This is a genomic window from Escherichia sp. KTE114, assembly GCF_000407765.1.
GTDB classification, from domain to species: Bacteria; Pseudomonadota; Gammaproteobacteria; order Enterobacterales; family Enterobacteriaceae; genus Escherichia; species Escherichia ruysiae.
The window spans coordinates 1-15,290 of record NZ_KE136626.1 but is presented as its reverse complement, the minus strand read 5'-3'; the positions used below and the strand labels follow the sequence as shown (position 1 = coordinate 15,290).

Genomic DNA, 15,290 nt, shown 5'->3' with positions numbered 1-15,290 from the left:
TGATTGCATTTTCTCCAGAAATCAGTAAAATTTTCGGGCTTTTAATATGACACCGGACTCCGTTCCTCGATGGGGTCCGGTTGTTTTATTCACACAAGAGGATGTTATGGTAACTATTCGTTTAGCACGTCACGGCGCTAAAAAGCGTCCGTTCTACCAGGTTGTTGTCGCTGACAGCCGTAATGCACGCAACGGTCGCTTCATCGAGCGCGTTGGTTTCTTCAACCCAATCGCTAGCGAAAAAGAAGAAGGCACTCGCCTGGATCTGGATCGCATCGCTCACTGGGTTGGCCAGGGCGCAACTATTTCTGATCGCGTTGCTGCGCTGATCAAAGAAGTAAACAAAGCAGCTTAATCTGTCACGGTGGTCATGATGAGCAAACAACTCACCGCGCAAGCACCTGTTGATCCCATCGTTTTGGGAAAAATGGGTTCGTCTTACGGTATTCGTGGGTGGCTCAGAGTGTTTTCTTCCACCGAAGACGCCGAAAGCATTTTTGACTATCAGCCCTGGTTTATCCAGAAGGCGGGTCAGTGGCAGCAAGTCCAGCTGGAAAGCTGGAAGCACCACAATCAGGACATGATCATCAAGCTGAAAGGTGTTGACGATCGTGATGCGGCGAACCTGCTGACGAATTGTGAAATTGTCGTGGATTCATCGCAGCTGCCCCAGCTTGAAGAGGGTGACTACTACTGGAAAGACCTGATGGGCTGCCAGGTAGTGACCACTGAAGGCTACGATCTCGGTAAAGTCGTCGACATGATGGAAACCGGATCTAATGACGTTCTCGTCATTAAGGCAAACCTGAAAGATGCGTTTGGCATCAAGGAACGTCTCGTACCGTTCCTCGATGGGCAGGTTATCAAGAAAGTCGATCTCACTACTCGTTCAATCGAAGTAGATTGGGATCCTGGTTTTTAAACCACCGGATAAACGGTAAAAGACGGCGCTATGTGGATTGGCATAATTAGCCTGTTTCCTGAAATGTTCCGCGCAATTACCGATTACGGGGTAACTGGCCGGGCAGTGAAAAATGGCCTGCTGAGCATCCAGAGCTGGAGTCCACGTGACTTCACGCATGACCGGCACCGTACCGTGGACGATCGTCCTTACGGCGGCGGACCGGGGATGTTAATGATGGTGCAACCTTTACGGGACGCCATTCATGCAGCAAAAAGCGCGGCGGGTGAAGGCGCTAAGGTGATCTATCTGTCACCGCAGGGGCGCAAGCTTGATCAAGCGGGCGTCAGCGAACTGGCAACGAATCAAAAATTGATTCTGGTGTGCGGTCGCTACGAAGGTATAGATGAGCGCGTGATTCAAACCGAAATTGACGAAGAATGGTCAATCGGCGATTACGTTCTCAGCGGTGGTGAGTTACCAGCAATGACGCTGATTGACTCCGTTTCCCGGTTTATTCCGGGCGTACTGGGTCACGAAGCATCAGCAACGGAAGATTCCTTTGCTGAAGGATTGCTGGATTGCCCGCACTATACGCGGCCTGAGGTGTTAGAAGGGATGGAAGTTCCGTCAGTGTTACTGTCGGGCAACCATGCCGAGATACGTCGCTGGCGTTTGAAACAGTCGCTGGGCCGTACCTGGCTTAGAAGACCTGAACTTCTGGAAAACCTGGCTCTGACTGAAGAGCAAGCAAGGTTGCTGGCGGAGTTCAAAACGGAACACGCACAACAGCAACATAAACATGATGGGATGGCGTAAGCCCCCGAAATATCAGTTTACCCAGGATAAGAGATTAAATTATGAGCAACATTATTAAGCAACTTGAACAAGAGCAGATGAAGCAGGACGTACCTTCCTTCCGTCCGGGTGATACCGTGGAAGTGAAAGTATGGGTTGTTGAAGGTTCCAAAAAACGTCTGCAGGCATTCGAGGGCGTGGTTATCGCTATTCGTAACCGCGGTCTGCACTCTGCATTCACTGTTCGTAAAATTTCCAACGGCGAAGGCGTTGAGCGTGTCTTCCAGACTCACTCTCCGGTAGTTGACAGCATTTCTGTCAAACGTCGTGGTGCTGTTCGTAAAGCTAAACTGTACTACCTGCGTGAGCGTACTGGTAAGGCTGCTCGTATCAAAGAGCGCCTCAACTAAGATTTCGCTTAAGCGACATCCTGTTAAGAAGGGCTGGCCAATTGGCTGGCCCTTTTTTTATCTACTGAAATTGTATTTAAGGCGCACTAATCACCACCGCAACGCGGCGGTTTTCAGCCCGGCCCTGTGCTGTCTTGTTGCTGGCTATAGGATATTTTTTCCCTAAACCTTGAGTGGTGAGATTGCTACGCGGAATTTGCCCGCCCTCAGCCCAGGCATCGGCCACGACATTCGCTCGCTTCAGTGATAAGGCTTCGTTGTAGCTATCTTCACCATAGTTATCGGTGTGACCATCCATACGGGCGTGTGTTAGCCCGGTAGAGGTCAGTTTTGCCGCCATGGTCTGGATTTGTTGCTGACTTTCCGGAAGCAGTTTGTAGTCATTTTTAGCAAACAAAATAGTGTCGGATAAGCCAAGCGACCAGTCACCTGCAGATTCAGTAAAACCATAAGACTGCATAGCAGCGACTTGCTCTGGGGTGAATTTGCCTTGTGGAGTCTGGCAACCAGCCAGTATCAGAGTGGAGAAAACCAGAGGTGCTACCAGTTGCTTTATCATGTAGATATTTCCTTGTTATTTCACCAGCTTTTCGGCGCGCTGATGTTTGGCTTGATACATATTACGATCGGCAAGCTCTTGTAATTTTTCCGCAGAAGCGTGTTCGCGAGTCAGAGCGTATCCAATACTTAAGGTCATACTGGTCTGGTGACCGTTATGGAGATCGAATGGGCGATGAAAGGTTTGTGTGAGAGCTGTACAGATACGCTGTACTTCATATTCTGACTGTACGCCATACAGAATCATGGCGAACTCATCGCCTCCTATACGGTACGCTTGATGCCGTTTCCCGCTAAATTCCATTAACCGTGTTGCTATCTCGATCAAGACCTGATCGCCCGTCGCGTGACCCCATGTGTCATTGATATATTTAAAATTATCGCCATCAAGAAAAAGTAAGGCTGAGGTTTCCCGAACGGCAGAATCACTCATTAACGTATTGATGCAGTTGCGGAATGCTGCGCGGTTAGCCAGGCCGGTTAACGGATCATGCAGGGCTGTACGTAAGAGTTGCGCATTTTTTGCCTGTAAACGAAGCTGCCACTCTTCCATTTCATCCAGCAGACTATTGAAGTCGAGGGCAAAGCGGTGAAATTCTGCGATACGCTCTTCCGAAACTCGTCGGGAAAAATTGCGGTTAGATCGCACATCATGAACTACATCAGTAATGTTTTTTAGCGCCTCCACCAGTCCGTTATGCAAATGGCGGGTGAGGGTGATTGCAATGCCTGATGCCAGCAGAATACAACCGGTAAGCACAGCGAGTGAAAACCAGATGAAATGGCTGATTGAACTGTCGCGAGCGGTTAACTGGACTTCGCCGATGATTTTTCCATTGTGGCGAATGGGCTGAATTACCGGTGCGGGAAAGAGCCAGTGGCTAATGAAATTACTGAATCTATCTCCCGGTTCTCTGGCTGTGTAGTGCCAGGATGCAATGATATTTTGCTGATTATCACGTACTTCAGCGGTTGAAAATTGACCTTGCTGCCCCAGCGCGGCCAGGGTTTCTGTCGCTGCCGAACCATCGGCAAAAACGACCGCTGCTTCCAGACTATAAGTCATGGTTGCTGCGGTGAGCGCCAGATTTTTTTGCGTATATTGTTTCAGTGTCAGTACCGACGTCACGGAAAGCAGCAGCCAGATCAGCGTCATGGTGATAAAGATGCTGGTCATGCTGATGTTGCGTAATGCTCTTTTAAACGTTGGTCGCTTATTAAGAGAATTATCGTTATCCATCTTTTTTCTTCCGAGCGAGCATTAAGACATCCGGGTTGACCTTCACACCACTACGCGATAAGGCATCCAGGTTTACGGCAAATCTGACATCATTATTGTTGATGATCAGACAAAAGGCGCTGCCAATAATGCACTCTGCATTTTGTTCGGCAATTAATAATAACGCCTTAGACGGATATTGTTTGATTAATTCCATCTGGAATGTCGGTGATTCGTTGCCAAAATAAAAACCATTGCAGTCTGAAATCAGTGCTTCTTGTTTGCTGTGAATGATGACGGGCAGATAAGGTAAAGAAGTCGCGCCATTATCTTGCAGGGTGGTACTAAAACGTGAAGATGAAAAAATACATAGCTTTGGCGGGCCAGATAACGCTGGCCAGCGAGTGTAGCTGACAATACCGGAAACCATCTGGCGCACATTTTTCGCAGCGTCAGTGGTTTCCTGAGCAAGTAATGGTGCGCTCGGCAGGAGGGAAATTAGCAGTAAAAACAGCCGGTGAGAAAAACGCATTCAGGGATCCTCACCACCGTCGCTCGAAATGCATCGATAATTTTTTCAGAATACTCATTAAAATATCATTCTTTTATGCGGGCGTCATCACGATGAGAATTAAAGTTTGAGTGAGTTAAATCTTATGACTAATTTGTTGATGACGCTCCAGTTAATTTAATCGCATCGTGCTGGCATTTTCCTCTGCCCCTTTTTGCCATGCTTCATGTAGTTGGTTGGCATTTTCAACATTGTTGCAGCTGGCAGGGAAACTTTTACCGGAAAGCCCTCTGGCATAAGTAAAATCGATTTGGCAGGTTTTCTTTTGTCCTTCGGCATATCCTTTAAGGTATACCCTCCGATCAGCCTGTGAATCGCTAAATGTATCGCCATCTTTTATGGCAATACCAGATATTGCATCTTCCATACCAACATCATACCAGTCGGTGCTGGTTAAGTTTGGCGCGTGAGTATAAGGATCAATCTGGCACCCACAAACCACTAAAGCCAACAAGGAACCGATAAATTTTTTCATCATTTTCTCTCCTTTTTCAAAGCATAGCGGATTGTTTTTAATGAGGGTGTAAATTTATTTATACGAATTTTGAGGCTTTTAGCTTATTAAAGTTGCATGTGTAAAGTAATATTTACGAAATATGGATTGAAATCTTTACTTGTTGTGTTATCGTTACGTCATCCTCGCTGAGGATCGACTATCGCAAACGAGCATAAACAGGATCGCCATCATGCAAAAAGACGCGCTGAATAATGTACACATTACCGACGAACAGGTTCTGATGACCCCGGAACAGTTGAAGACAGCTTTTCCATTAAGCCAGCATCAAGAAGCCCAGATTGCTGATTCGCGTAAAACTATTTCAGATATTATCGCCGGGCGCGATCCTCGTCTGTTGGTAGTTTGTGGACCTTGCTCTATTCATGATCCTGAAACCGCTCTGGAATATGCTCGTCGATTTAAAGCTCTTGCCGCAGAGGTCAGCGATAGCCTCTATCTGGTGATGCGTGTCTATTTTGAAAAACCCCGTACTACCGTCGGCTGGAAAGGGTTAATTAACGATCCTCATATGGATGGCTCTTTTGACGTAGAAGCCGGCCTGCAAATCGCGCGTAAATTGCTGCTTGAACTGGTGAGCATGGGGCTGCCGCTGGCGACAGAAGCGTTAGATCCAAACAGTCCGCAATACCTGGGCGATCTGTTTAGCTGGTCGGCAATTGGTGCTCGTACCACGGAATCGCAAACGCACCGTGAAATGGCATCCGGGCTGTCTATGCCGGTTGGTTTTAAAAATGGCACCGACGGCAGTCTGGCAACGGCAATTAACGCCATGCGCGCTGCCGCTCAGCCACACCGTTTTGTTGGTATTAACCAGGCAGGGCAGGTTGCGTTGCTACAAACTCAGGGGAATCCGGACGGACATGTGATCCTGCGTGGCGGTAAAGCGCCGAACTACAGCCCTGCAGATGTCGCGCAATGTGAAAAAGAGATGGAACAGGCGGGACTGCGTCCGTCTCTGATGGTAGATTGCAGTCACGGTAATTCCAATAAAGATTATCGCCGTCAGCCTGCGGTGGCAGAGTCCGTGGTTGCCCAGATTAAAGATGGCAATCGTTCAATTATTGGTCTGATGATCGAAAGTAACATCCACGAGGGCAATCAGTCTTCCGAGCAACCGCGCAGCGAAATGAAATACGGTGTATCCGTAACCGATGCCTGCATTAGCTGGGAAATGACCGATGCCTTGCTGCGTGAGATTCATCAGGATCTGAACGGGCAGCTGACGGCACGCGTGGCTTAAGAGGTTTATTATGGTTGCTGAGTTGACCGCGTTACGCGATCAAATTGATGAAGTCGATAAAGAGCTGCTGAATTTATTAGCGAAGCGTCTGGAACTGGTTGCTGAAGTGGGCGAGGTGAAAAGTCGCTTTGGACTGCCTATTTATGTTCCGGAGCGCGAGGCATCAATGCTGGCCTCGCGGCGCGCTGAGGCGGAAGCCCTCGGCGTGCCGCCGGATCTGATTGAAGATATCCTGCGTCGGGTTATGCGTGAATCCTACTCCAGTGAGAACGACAAAGGGTTTAAAACGCTTTGTCCTACGTTGCGTCCGGTGGTTATCGTCGGCGGTGGCGGTCAGATGGGGCGCTTGTTCGAGAAGATGCTGACCCTCTCGGGTTATCAGGTGCGGATTCTGGAGCAACATGACTGGGAACGAGCGGCTGATATTGTTGCCGATGCCGGAATGGTGATTGTCAGTGTGCCTATTCATGTGACCGAACAGGTCATCGCCAAATTACCACGTTTACCGCAAGACTGTATTCTGGTCGATCTGGCATCGGTGAAAAATGGACCGTTACAGGCCATGCTGGCGGCGCATGATGGCCCGGTGCTGGGGCTTCACCCGATGTTCGGCCCGGACAGCGGCAGTCTGGCGAAGCAGGTGGTGGTCTGGTGCGATGGACGCCAGCCGGAAGCATATCAATGGTTCCTGGAGCAAATTCAGGTCTGGGGTGCGAGGCTGCATCGGATTAGCGCCGTCGAACACGATCAGAATATGGCGTTTATTCAGGCACTGCGCCACTTTGCCACTTTTGCTTATGGCCTGCACCTGGCAGAAGAAAATGTTCAGCTTGAGCAACTTCTGGCGCTCTCTTCGCCCATTTACCGCCTTGAGCTGGCGATGGTCGGGCGACTGTTTGCTCAGGATCCGCAACTATATGCTGATATTATTATGTCGTCGGAACGTAATCTGGCGTTGATCAAGCGTTACTATAAGCGTTTTGGCGAGGCAATTGAGCTGCTGGAGAAAGGGGACAAGCAGGCGTTTATCGACAGTTTCCGCAAGGTGGAAAACTGGTTTGGCGATTATGCGCAACGTTTTCAGAGTGAAAGCCGCGTGTTATTGCGTCAGGCGAACGACAGTCGCCAGTAGTCATCTTGTGCCGGGGGAGACATCACCCGGCACGATTTCATCACGCCGGATCAACAGGCACTACGTTCTCACTTGGGTAACAGCCCAATACCTTCATCGAACGGGTGATTTCACCTAATTCTTTCAATGCTTTTTGCATTTCCGCTGATTCAAGATTGGCCTGAATATCCAGATAAAACATCTCTTCCCACGGATTACCGTGAATCGGGCGTGATTCCAGACGGGTCATAATCAGATTATGGTTGCGCAGTACCAGCAATGCTTCAACCAGTGCACCAGCTTGTTGTCCGGTCGCTATTAACAGCGTGGTTTTTGCCGGAACCTGGTCAGACACATTAATGGCTTTACGTGCCAGCACCACAAATCGGGTGAAGTTTTGCCGCTGGTTTGCCTCAATACGCTCCAGTACCTGTAAACCGTACAAGGTGCCGCCGGCCTCGCTCCCCAGTGCAGCAATATGCGGTGATTTTGCCTGTGCAACCTTTTCCATCGCCGCAGATGTACTTTCGGTATATTCAATTTTCCAGTGCGGGTAACGATTAAGGAATTTACTGCATTGCTGGAACGGCTGTGGATGGCTGTAGACTGTAGTGATGGTTGATAAATCTGTAGTACCAGAAACCAGCAGGCAGTGGTCGATGGTCAGCGTCATCTCGCCGACAATCGATAAGCTGGTATGTTGCAGTAGATCGTAAACGTCGTTTATGGCACCTGAGCTGGTATTTTCAATAGGTACAACGGCATAGTCGGCCTGACCCGTTTCCACCTGATTAAAAATATCGGCAAATTTTGCGCAACCGCTTTCAATAAATTGTTCGAAATGGCGGGCGGCGTACTGACGTGCGGCAAGGTGTGAATAGGAACCTTTAGGGCCGAGAAAAGCAATACGAGCTGAATGTGGATTAATTTTATTGAGATGCTGCTGGAGCAGTGCCTGCTGAGTTAATACGGAATCTTCAATGATGAGCTGGAACAGGCGAGTAATGTAATGGGCGTCCAGATGGTGCGCTTTACCGAGCGTAATTAATCTTTCCAGTAAATCGCGTTCACGATCAATATCACGTACCGGGCGATGCGAGAGCAGTTTGGCTTTTCCCACCTCGACGGCCAGTTCGCGCCGCTCTGCCAGTAACGCCAGTAATTTTTCATCCAGCGCGCTGATTTTCTCGCGCAGCGCCAGTAATGGGTTTTCCGATGTCATAGTGTTGCCTTTTTTGTTATCAATAAAAAAGGCCCCCCGGTTTGGGAGGCCTTATTGTTCGTCTTCGCATTCTGTTTCACACGACGAAACGCCTCCCATTCAGGGGAAGGTAAAAAAGAATGCGAAGAAGAACGGCGTGTGTTTCATGTTTGTTTCCTTAAGCGACTTCAGTACAGTACCTGTACTGTTTTCACGCTGTCAACAAAAAACGCGCCCGAAGGCGCGTTGGCGATACACTCAATATAAAGGACTACTCTTCTTCAACTTCTTCGACGAAGTTGGCGTCTTTCACCGACGTTGCGGCACGACGTGCTTCGCCTTTGTGCTGCAGTTTATTGAGCTGCCGTTCCAGCTTGTTGATCAATTCGTTAATTGCGGTGTACATATCTTCATGTTTACCACTGGCAACCAGAACGCCGTTAGGTGTATTGATTGTGGCGTCAGCAACGAACCCTTGTGGCTCTTTGGACAGAATGATATGTGGATTAATCAGATGTGTTTGCCATTTTTCCAGTTTGGCGAGACGGTCTGCGACATGTTGGCGGATGGCCGGAGTAATTTCCATTTGTTTGCTGGTAATGTTCATTGTCATAAATTTTACCTCTTGTCTTCCCGTCTTGGTGAATTCAGCATACCGTTCCTGATGTCAAAATATGTGATGGAAATCTCATAATTTTGTCACTTTTTGTCAACGAAGCTTTTTTGTGAGAAATCGCAGGAAGAGGTGTTTTTTTACTTGAGGAATGTCTCAAACCGAGCCATATTTGATGAGATGGGTCGCGACTAAATAGCTTCAGTCACGGTTGTTATAGAATAAAAAAACGGCAGCTTAAGGGCTGCCGTTTTGCGTCTCAGAATTCTGTTATGTATTGCTGCTATTTGCGGCGATGATTTTTGCTACTTTTTCAGCTTGTGCATTCATCTGCATCTGACGGTATGCATTTTCCATCAGCGGCAGCGCATCACGCGTAGCCTGGGTATCCGGGTAGTCGCGCAACATGCCTTCTACGCGGTTAACGACGGCAACCCATGCGCCACGTTCTGTATAGTACTCGGCAACGGAGTATTCATATTTCGCCAGGCGATCTTTCAGGAATACCAGACGTTTGGTGGCATCGGTGGTGTACTGACTGTTCGGATAGCCGCGCACCAATTTGGAAAAGTCACTAAACGCAGCTCGTGCATGTTGAGGATCGCGATCGCTACGGTCAACGCCAAAGAACCCTTGCAGCGCACTGTCATCCAGCGCCATATTGGTCAGGCCACGCATGTACATGACATAATCGATATTCGGATGGGTCGGGTTAAGGCGAATAAAACGATCGATGGCAGCCTGCGCTAACGGCAAATCGGCGTTTTTATAGTAGGCGTAGATGAGATCCAGCTGCACCTGCTGCGAATACGGACCAAACGGATAGCGATTATCTAACGCTTCCAGTTGCGTTATTGCCTGTCTCCAGTTACCGTCCTGCAGCTTTTGTTGCGCAGTCGCGTAAATTTCATTTGGCGGATTATCAGGTACTTCTTCCTTTGACCCCGAGCAACCCGCCAAAAACAGGCTTAGTGTGGCGGCTGCCACCAGATATTTCATGCGCGTCATGACGTTTTGACTTTCCTCAAAATGTAATACGGGAGATTCTCTGTTCCTGCTCCCGGTTAAGACCAGCTACAATAGCACACTATATTAAACGGCAAAGCCGTAAAACCCCAACGATAAACGAAGAAGCAGTATATATGGCACAACGAGTACAGCTCACTGCAACGGTGTCCGAAAACCAACTCGGTCAACGCTTAGATCAGGCTTTGGCCGAAATGTTCCCGGATTATTCACGTTCGCGAATAAAAGAATGGATCCTCGACCAGCGCGTGCTGGTAAACGGCAAAGTTTGTGATAAGCCGAAAGAAAAAGTATTGGGTGGCGAGCAGGTTGCCATCAACGCTGAGATTGAAGAAGAAGCGCGTTTTGAACCGCAGGATATCCCGCTGGATATCGTCTATGAAGATGAAGATATCATCGTCATTAATAAACCGCGCGACCTGGTGGTACATCCTGGCGCGGGTAACCCGGATGGCACGGTACTGAATGCGTTGCTTCATTACTATCCGCCCATTGCTGATGTTCCACGTGCGGGCATTGTCCATCGTCTGGATAAAGACACCACTGGTCTGATGGTTGTCGCAAAAACCGTTCCGGCTCAGACGCGTTTAGTCGAATCTTTGCAAAGGCGTGAAATTACTCGTGAGTATGAAGCGGTGGCAATTGGTCATATGACCGCTGGCGGGACAGTAGATGAACCAATCAGCCGCCACCCGACCAAACGTACTCACATGGCGGTGCATCCGATGGGCAAACCGGCGGTGACTCACTATCGCATCATGGAACACTTCCGTGTGCACACGCGTCTGCGGTTGCGTCTGGAAACTGGACGTACGCACCAGATCCGCGTGCATATGGCCCATATCACTCATCCGCTGGTGGGCGATCCGGTTTATGGTGGTCGTCCGCGTCCGCCAAAAGGGGCTTCGGAAGCATTTATCTCCACGCTGCGTAAGTTTGACCGCCAGGCGCTTCATGCAACCATGCTGCGTCTTTATCACCCAATCTCCGGCATCGAAATGGAATGGCATGCGCCTATTCCACAAGATATGGTGGAGCTGATTGAGGTGATGCGCGCCGATTTCGAAGAGCATAAGGATGAAGTTGACTGGTTATGAGTAATCTGATTGTCCCGCAGTGGCCGCTGCCAAAAGGTGTTGCGGCCTGTAGCTCTACCCGTATCGGCGGTGTGAGCTTGCCGCCTTACGACTCGCTCAACCTCGGCGCCCATTGTGGCGATAACCCGGATCACGTTGAGGAGAATCGCAAGCGGCTTTTTGCTGCGGGCAATTTGCCTTCAAAACCGGTCTGGCTTGAACAGGTACACGGCAAAGATGTGCTTAAGCTTACTGGCGAACCCTATGCTTCAAAACGAGCAGATGCCTCTTATAGCAATACGCCCGGCACGGTTTGTGCTGTGATGACTGCCGACTGCCTGCCCGTGCTGTTTTGTAATCGTGCGGGAACGGAAGTGGCTGCAGCCCATGCTGGTTGGCGTGGGCTGTGTGCTGGGGTGCTGGAAGAGACGGTTTCCTGTTTTGCTGATAATCCAGAAAATATTCTCGCCTGGTTAGGGCCAGCAATCGGTCCTCGCGCGTTTGAAGTGGGGGCGGAAGTTCGCGAGGCATTTATGGCAGTAGACGCCAAAGCGAGTGCAGCTTTTATTCAGCATGGTGATAAGTATCTGGCGGATATTTATCAGCTTGCCCGCCAGCGTCTGGCGAGCGTTGGTGTTGAGCAAATTTTCGGCGGCGACCGCTGTACATTCACGGAAAATGAGACTTTCTTCTCTTATCGTCGCGACAAGACCACGGGTCGTATGGCAAGTTTCATTTGGCTGATATAACCTAAAGAATCAAGACGATCCGGTACGCGTGATTTTCTTTTCACATTAATCTGGTCAATAACCTTGAATAATTGAGGGATGACCTCATTTAATCTCCAGTAGCAACTTTGATCCGTTATGGGAGGAGTTATGCGTCTGGATCGTCTTACTAATAAATTCCAGCTTGCTCTTGCCGATGCCCAATCACTTGCACTCGGGCACGACAACCAATTCATCGAACCACTTCATTTAATGAGCGCCCTGCTGAATCAGGAAGGGGGTTCGGTTAGCCCTTTATTAACATCCGCTGGCATTAATGCTGGCCAGTTGCGCACAGATATCAATCAGGCATTAAATCGTTTACCGCAGGTTGAAGGTACGGGTGGCGATGTCCAGCCTTCACAGGATCTGGTGCGCGTTCTTAATCTTTGCGACAAGCTGGCGCAAAAACGTGGTGATAATTTTATTTCGTCAGAACTGTTCGTTCTGGCGGCACTTGAGTCTCGCGGCACGCTGGCCGACATCCTGAAAGCAGCAGGGGCGACCACCGCCAACATTACTCAAGCGATTGAACAAATGCGTGGAGGTGAAAGCGTGAACGATCAAGGAGCCGAAGACCAACGTCAGGCTTTGAAAAAATACACCATCGACCTTACCGAACGTGCCGAACAGGGCAAACTCGATCCGGTGATTGGTCGTGATGAAGAAATTCGCCGTACCATTCAGGTACTGCAACGTCGTACTAAAAATAACCCGGTGCTGATTGGTGAACCTGGCGTTGGTAAGACTGCCATCGTTGAAGGTCTGGCGCAGCGTATTATCAATGGCGAAGTGCCGGAAGGGCTGAAAGGCCGCCGTGTACTGGCGCTGGATATGGGCGCGCTGGTGGCCGGGGCGAAATATCGCGGTGAGTTTGAAGAACGATTAAAAGGCGTACTGAACGATCTCGCTAAACAGGAAGGCAACGTCATCCTGTTTATCGACGAATTACATACTATGGTCGGCGCGGGTAAAGCCGATGGCGCAATGGACGCCGGGAACATGCTGAAACCGGCGTTGGCTCGTGGTGAACTGCACTGCGTGGGTGCCACGACGCTGGACGAATATCGCCAGTACATCGAAAAAGATGCTGCGCTGGAACGTCGCTTCCAGAAAGTATTTGTCGCCGAGCCAACGGTGGAAGACACCATTGCTATTCTGCGTGGCCTGAAAGAACGTTACGAACTGCACCACCATGTACAAATTACTGACCCGGCAATTGTTGCTGCGGCGACGTTGTCTCATCGCTACATTGCTGATCGTCAGTTGCCGGATAAAGCCATCGACCTGATCGATGAAGCGGCATCCAGCATTCGTATGCAGATTGACTCAAAACCAGAAGAACTAGACCGACTCGATCGTCGTATCATCCAGCTCAAACTGGAACAACAGGCGTTAATGAAAGAGTCTGATGAAGCCAGTAAAAAACGCCTGGATATGCTCAACGAAGAACTGAGCGACAAAGAACGTCAGTACTCCGAGTTAGAAGAAGAGTGGAAAGCAGAGAAAGCATCGCTCTCTGGTACGCAGACTATTAAAGCGGAACTGGAGCAGGCGAAAATCGCCATTGAACAGGCTCGCCGTGTGGGTGACCTGGCGCGGATGTCTGAACTGCAATACGGCAAAATCCCGGAACTGGAAAAGCAACTGGAAGCCGCAACGCAGCTCGAAGGCAAAACTATGCGTCTGTTGCGTAATAAAGTGACCGATGCCGAAATTGCTGAAGTGCTGGCGCGTTGGACGGGGATTCCGGTTTCTCGCATGATGGAAAGTGAGCGCGAAAAACTGCTACGTATGGAGCAAGAACTGCACCATCGCGTTATTGGTCAGAATGAAGCGGTTGATGCGGTATCTAACGCGATTCGTCGTAGTCGTGCGGGGCTTGCCGATCCAAATCGCCCGATTGGTTCATTCCTGTTCCTCGGCCCAACTGGTGTGGGTAAAACTGAACTTTGTAAGGCGCTGGCGAACTTTATGTTCGATAGCGACGAGGCGATGGTTCGTATCGATATGTCCGAGTTTATGGAGAAACATTCGGTGTCTCGTCTGGTTGGTGCGCCTCCGGGATATGTCGGTTATGAAGAAGGTGGCTACCTGACCGAAGCGGTGCGTCGTCGTCCGTATTCCGTCATCCTGCTGGATGAAGTGGAAAAAGCGCATCCGGATGTCTTCAACATTCTGTTGCAGGTACTGGATGATGGGCGTCTGACTGACGGGCAGGGAAGAACGGTCGACTTCCGCAATACGGTGGTCATTATGACCTCTAACCTCGGTTCCGATCTGATTCAGGAACGCTTTGGTGAACTGGATTATGCACACATGAAAGAGCTGGTGCTCGGTGTGGTAAGCCATAACTTCCGTCCGGAGTTTATTAACCGTATCGATGAAGTGGTGGTCTTCCATCCGCTGGGTGAACAGCACATTGCGTCGATTGCGCAGATTCAGTTGAAACGTCTGTACAAACGTCTGGAAGAACGTGGTTATGAAATCCACATTTCTGACGAGGCGCTGAAACTGCTGAGCGAGAACGGTTACGATCCGGTCTATGGTGCACGTCCTCTGAAACGTGCTATCCAGCAGCAAATCGAAAACCCGCTGGCACAGCAAATACTGTCTGGTGAATTGGTTCCGGGTAAAGTGATCCGCCTGGAAGTTAATGAAGACCGGATTGTCGCCGTCCAGTAATGATAAAACGAGCTCTTCGGGGCTCGTTTTTGTCTATAAGTTAGACGGAAAAGACTATATTTAAGATGTTTTGCCTGAAAAATGAGCGAACGATAAAGTTTTTATATTTTTCGCTTGTCAGGCCGGAATAACTCCCTATAATGCGCCACCACTGACACGGAACAACGGCAGACAAGCCGCCGGGTCAGCGGGATTCTCCTGAGAATCCTGGCAGAGAAAAGCAAAAATAAATGCTTGACTCTGAAAGAGGAAAGCGTAATATACGCCACCTCGCGACAGTGAGCTGAAAGCCGCGTCGCAACTGCTCTTTAACAATTTATCAGACAATCTGTGTGGGCACTCGAAGATACGGATTCTTAACGTCCTCGGACGATAAATGAATACCAAGTCTCAAGAGTGAACACGTAATTCATTACGAAGTTTAATTCTTTGAGCATCAAACTTTTAAATTGAAGAGTTTGATCATGGCTCAGATTGAACGCTGGCGGCAGGCCTAACACATGCAAGTCGAACGGTAACAGGGATCAGCTTGCTGATTCGCTGACGAGTGGCGGACGGGTGAGTAATGTCTGGGAAACTGCCCGATGGAGGGGGATA

General features: G+C 49.4%; 17 protein-coding genes, 1 rRNA gene and 1 other annotated feature. Of the genes, 10 read left to right on the top strand and 8 right to left on the bottom strand.

The window, feature by feature from the left end; genetic code table 11:
- Positions 1 to 106: 106 nt before the first annotated feature.
- Genes rpsP through rplS form a run of 4 tightly spaced genes read left to right on the top strand, consistent with a single transcriptional unit; the run spans position 107 to position 2,109 of the window.
- Positions 107 to 355 (top strand): 30S ribosomal protein S16, encoded by a 249-nt coding sequence (gene rpsP / locus WC5_RS20310; RefSeq protein ID WP_000256450.1) that lies wholly within the window; start codon positions 107 to 109, stop codon positions 353 to 355.
- Between the two features lie 18 nt (positions 356 to 373).
- On the top strand, positions 374 to 922 hold the full coding sequence (rimM, locus tag WC5_RS20315; RefSeq protein WP_000043335.1) for a ribosome maturation factor RimM: 549 nt from the start codon (positions 374 to 376) through the stop codon (positions 920 to 922).
- Positions 923 to 952: 30 nt separating this feature from the next.
- Positions 953 to 1,720: a tRNA (guanosine(37)-N1)-methyltransferase TrmD gene (gene trmD, locus WC5_RS20320; protein WP_000264785.1), complete on the top strand. Its 768-nt coding sequence runs from the start codon at positions 953 to 955 to the stop codon at positions 1,718 to 1,720.
- A gap of 41 nt (positions 1,721 to 1,761) precedes the next feature.
- Complete coding sequence (gene rplS, locus WC5_RS20325; RefSeq protein WP_000065253.1) at positions 1,762 to 2,109, top strand: 50S ribosomal protein L19; 348 nt, start codon at positions 1,762 to 1,764, stop codon at positions 2,107 to 2,109.
- A 76-nt stretch (positions 2,110 to 2,185) separates the two neighbouring features.
- On the opposite strand, the gene WC5_RS20330 is transcribed toward rplS, so the two are convergent.
- From WC5_RS20330 to WC5_RS20345, 4 genes are all read right to left on the bottom strand, one after another.
- On the bottom strand, positions 2,186 to 2,668 hold the full coding sequence (locus tag WC5_RS20330; RefSeq protein WP_000595359.1) for an OmpA family protein: 483 nt from the start codon (positions 2,666 to 2,668) through the stop codon (positions 2,186 to 2,188).
- Between the two features lie 15 nt (positions 2,669 to 2,683).
- Positions 2,684 to 3,907 (bottom strand): diguanylate cyclase DgcN/YfiN, encoded by a 1,224-nt coding sequence (dgcN, locus tag WC5_RS20335; protein WP_000368160.1) that lies wholly within the window; start codon positions 3,905 to 3,907, stop codon positions 2,684 to 2,686.
- Positions 3,900 to 4,418: a regulatory sequestration protein YfiR gene (gene yfiR / locus WC5_RS20340; RefSeq protein WP_001212409.1), complete on the bottom strand. Its 519-nt coding sequence runs from the start codon at positions 4,416 to 4,418 to the stop codon at positions 3,900 to 3,902. Before yfiR ends, dgcN begins: the two co-directional genes overlap by 8 nt.
- A gap of 151 nt (positions 4,419 to 4,569) precedes the next feature.
- A complete protein-coding gene (locus tag WC5_RS20345; RefSeq protein WP_000976010.1) occupies positions 4,570 to 4,935 on the bottom strand; it encodes a DUF2799 domain-containing protein in 366 nt (121 codons plus the stop codon).
- Between the two features lie 208 nt (positions 4,936 to 5,143).
- Here WC5_RS20345 and aroF point away from each other — a divergent pair, with 208 nt between their 5' ends.
- Entirely contained in the window at positions 5,144 to 6,214 is a 1,071-nt protein-coding gene (aroF, locus tag WC5_RS20350) for a 3-deoxy-7-phosphoheptulonate synthase AroF (protein WP_001168058.1), read from the top strand.
- A 10-nt stretch (positions 6,215 to 6,224) separates the two neighbouring features.
- On the top strand, positions 6,225 to 7,346 hold the full coding sequence (gene tyrA, locus WC5_RS20355; RefSeq protein ID WP_000225242.1) for a bifunctional chorismate mutase/prephenate dehydrogenase: 1,122 nt from the start codon (positions 6,225 to 6,227) through the stop codon (positions 7,344 to 7,346).
- A gap of 40 nt (positions 7,347 to 7,386) precedes the next feature.
- On the opposite strand, the gene pheA is transcribed toward tyrA, so the two are convergent.
- The 4 genes from pheA to bamD form a co-directional block, all read right to left on the bottom strand.
- The gene (gene pheA / locus WC5_RS20360; protein WP_000200130.1) at positions 7,387 to 8,547 is read right to left on the bottom strand and encodes a bifunctional chorismate mutase/prephenate dehydratase; all 1,161 of its coding nucleotides are present in this window, start codon (positions 8,545 to 8,547) and stop codon (positions 7,387 to 7,389) included.
- A gap of 22 nt (positions 8,548 to 8,569) precedes the next feature.
- Positions 8,570 to 8,695, bottom strand: a sequence feature (Phe leader region).
- Positions 8,647 to 8,694, bottom strand: coding sequence for a pheA operon leader peptide PheL (gene pheL, locus WC5_RS25170; RefSeq protein ID WP_001386991.1), 48 nt, complete (start codon positions 8,692 to 8,694; stop codon positions 8,647 to 8,649). It overlaps the preceding feature by 48 nt.
- A 102-nt stretch (positions 8,696 to 8,797) precedes the next feature.
- Positions 8,798 to 9,139, bottom strand: a complete 342-nt coding sequence (raiA, locus tag WC5_RS20365) for a ribosome-associated translation inhibitor RaiA (RefSeq protein WP_000178456.1) — start codon at positions 9,137 to 9,139, stop codon at positions 8,798 to 8,800.
- Between the two features lie 270 nt (positions 9,140 to 9,409).
- Positions 9,410 to 10,147, bottom strand: a complete 738-nt coding sequence (bamD, locus tag WC5_RS20370) for an outer membrane protein assembly factor BamD (RefSeq protein ID WP_000197686.1) — start codon at positions 10,145 to 10,147, stop codon at positions 9,410 to 9,412.
- A 134-nt stretch (positions 10,148 to 10,281) separates the two neighbouring features.
- Here bamD and rluD point away from each other — a divergent pair, with 134 nt between their 5' ends.
- The 4 genes from rluD to WC5_RS0121705 form a co-directional block, all read left to right on the top strand.
- Positions 10,282 to 11,262 carry a 23S rRNA pseudouridine(1911/1915/1917) synthase RluD gene (gene rluD, locus WC5_RS20375; RefSeq protein WP_000079112.1) on the top strand — a complete coding sequence of 327 codons (981 nt, stop codon included), beginning with the start codon at positions 10,282 to 10,284 and terminating at the stop codon, positions 11,260 to 11,262.
- Positions 11,259 to 11,990, top strand: a complete 732-nt coding sequence (gene yfiH / locus WC5_RS20380) for a purine nucleoside phosphorylase YfiH (protein ID WP_000067277.1) — start codon at positions 11,259 to 11,261, stop codon at positions 11,988 to 11,990. The genes rluD and yfiH overlap by 4 nt, the downstream gene beginning before the upstream one ends.
- A gap of 129 nt (positions 11,991 to 12,119) precedes the next feature.
- Positions 12,120 to 14,693: an ATP-dependent chaperone ClpB gene (gene clpB / locus WC5_RS20385; RefSeq protein WP_002431841.1), complete on the top strand. Its 2,574-nt coding sequence runs from the start codon at positions 12,120 to 12,122 to the stop codon at positions 14,691 to 14,693.
- Positions 14,694 to 15,139: 446 nt separating this feature from the next.
- Positions 15,140 to 15,290, top strand: a 16S ribosomal RNA gene (locus WC5_RS0121705); the annotation flags it as partial.

Coding starts and splice junctions, on each gene's coding strand:
- rpsP (WP_000256450.1), top strand. CDS start 107: ATGGTAACTATTCGTTTAGCACGTCACGGCGCTAAAAAGCGTCCGTTC.
- rimM (WP_000043335.1), top strand. CDS start 374: ATGAGCAAACAACTCACCGCGCAAGCACCTGTTGATCCCATCGTTTTG.
- trmD (WP_000264785.1), top strand. CDS start 953: ATGTGGATTGGCATAATTAGCCTGTTTCCTGAAATGTTCCGCGCAATT.
- rplS (WP_000065253.1), top strand. CDS start 1,762: ATGAGCAACATTATTAAGCAACTTGAACAAGAGCAGATGAAGCAGGAC.
- WC5_RS20330 (WP_000595359.1), bottom strand. CDS start 2,668: ATGATAAAGCAACTGGTAGCACCTCTGGTTTTCTCCACTCTGATACTG.
- dgcN (WP_000368160.1), bottom strand. CDS start 3,907: ATGGATAACGATAATTCTCTTAATAAGCGACCAACGTTTAAAAGAGCA.
- yfiR (WP_001212409.1), bottom strand. CDS start 4,418: ATGCGTTTTTCTCACCGGCTGTTTTTACTGCTAATTTCCCTCCTGCCG.
- WC5_RS20345 (WP_000976010.1), bottom strand. CDS start 4,935: ATGATGAAAAAATTTATCGGTTCCTTGTTGGCTTTAGTGGTTTGTGGG.
- aroF (WP_001168058.1), top strand. CDS start 5,144: ATGCAAAAAGACGCGCTGAATAATGTACACATTACCGACGAACAGGTT.
- tyrA (WP_000225242.1), top strand. CDS start 6,225: ATGGTTGCTGAGTTGACCGCGTTACGCGATCAAATTGATGAAGTCGAT.
- pheA (WP_000200130.1), bottom strand. CDS start 8,547: ATGACATCGGAAAACCCATTACTGGCGCTGCGCGAGAAAATCAGCGCG.
- raiA (WP_000178456.1), bottom strand. CDS start 9,139: ATGACAATGAACATTACCAGCAAACAAATGGAAATTACTCCGGCCATC.
- bamD (WP_000197686.1), bottom strand. CDS start 10,147: ATGACGCGCATGAAATATCTGGTGGCAGCCGCCACACTAAGCCTGTTT.
- rluD (WP_000079112.1), top strand. CDS start 10,282: ATGGCACAACGAGTACAGCTCACTGCAACGGTGTCCGAAAACCAACTC.
- yfiH (WP_000067277.1), top strand. CDS start 11,259: ATGAGTAATCTGATTGTCCCGCAGTGGCCGCTGCCAAAAGGTGTTGCG.
- clpB (WP_002431841.1), top strand. CDS start 12,120: ATGCGTCTGGATCGTCTTACTAATAAATTCCAGCTTGCTCTTGCCGAT.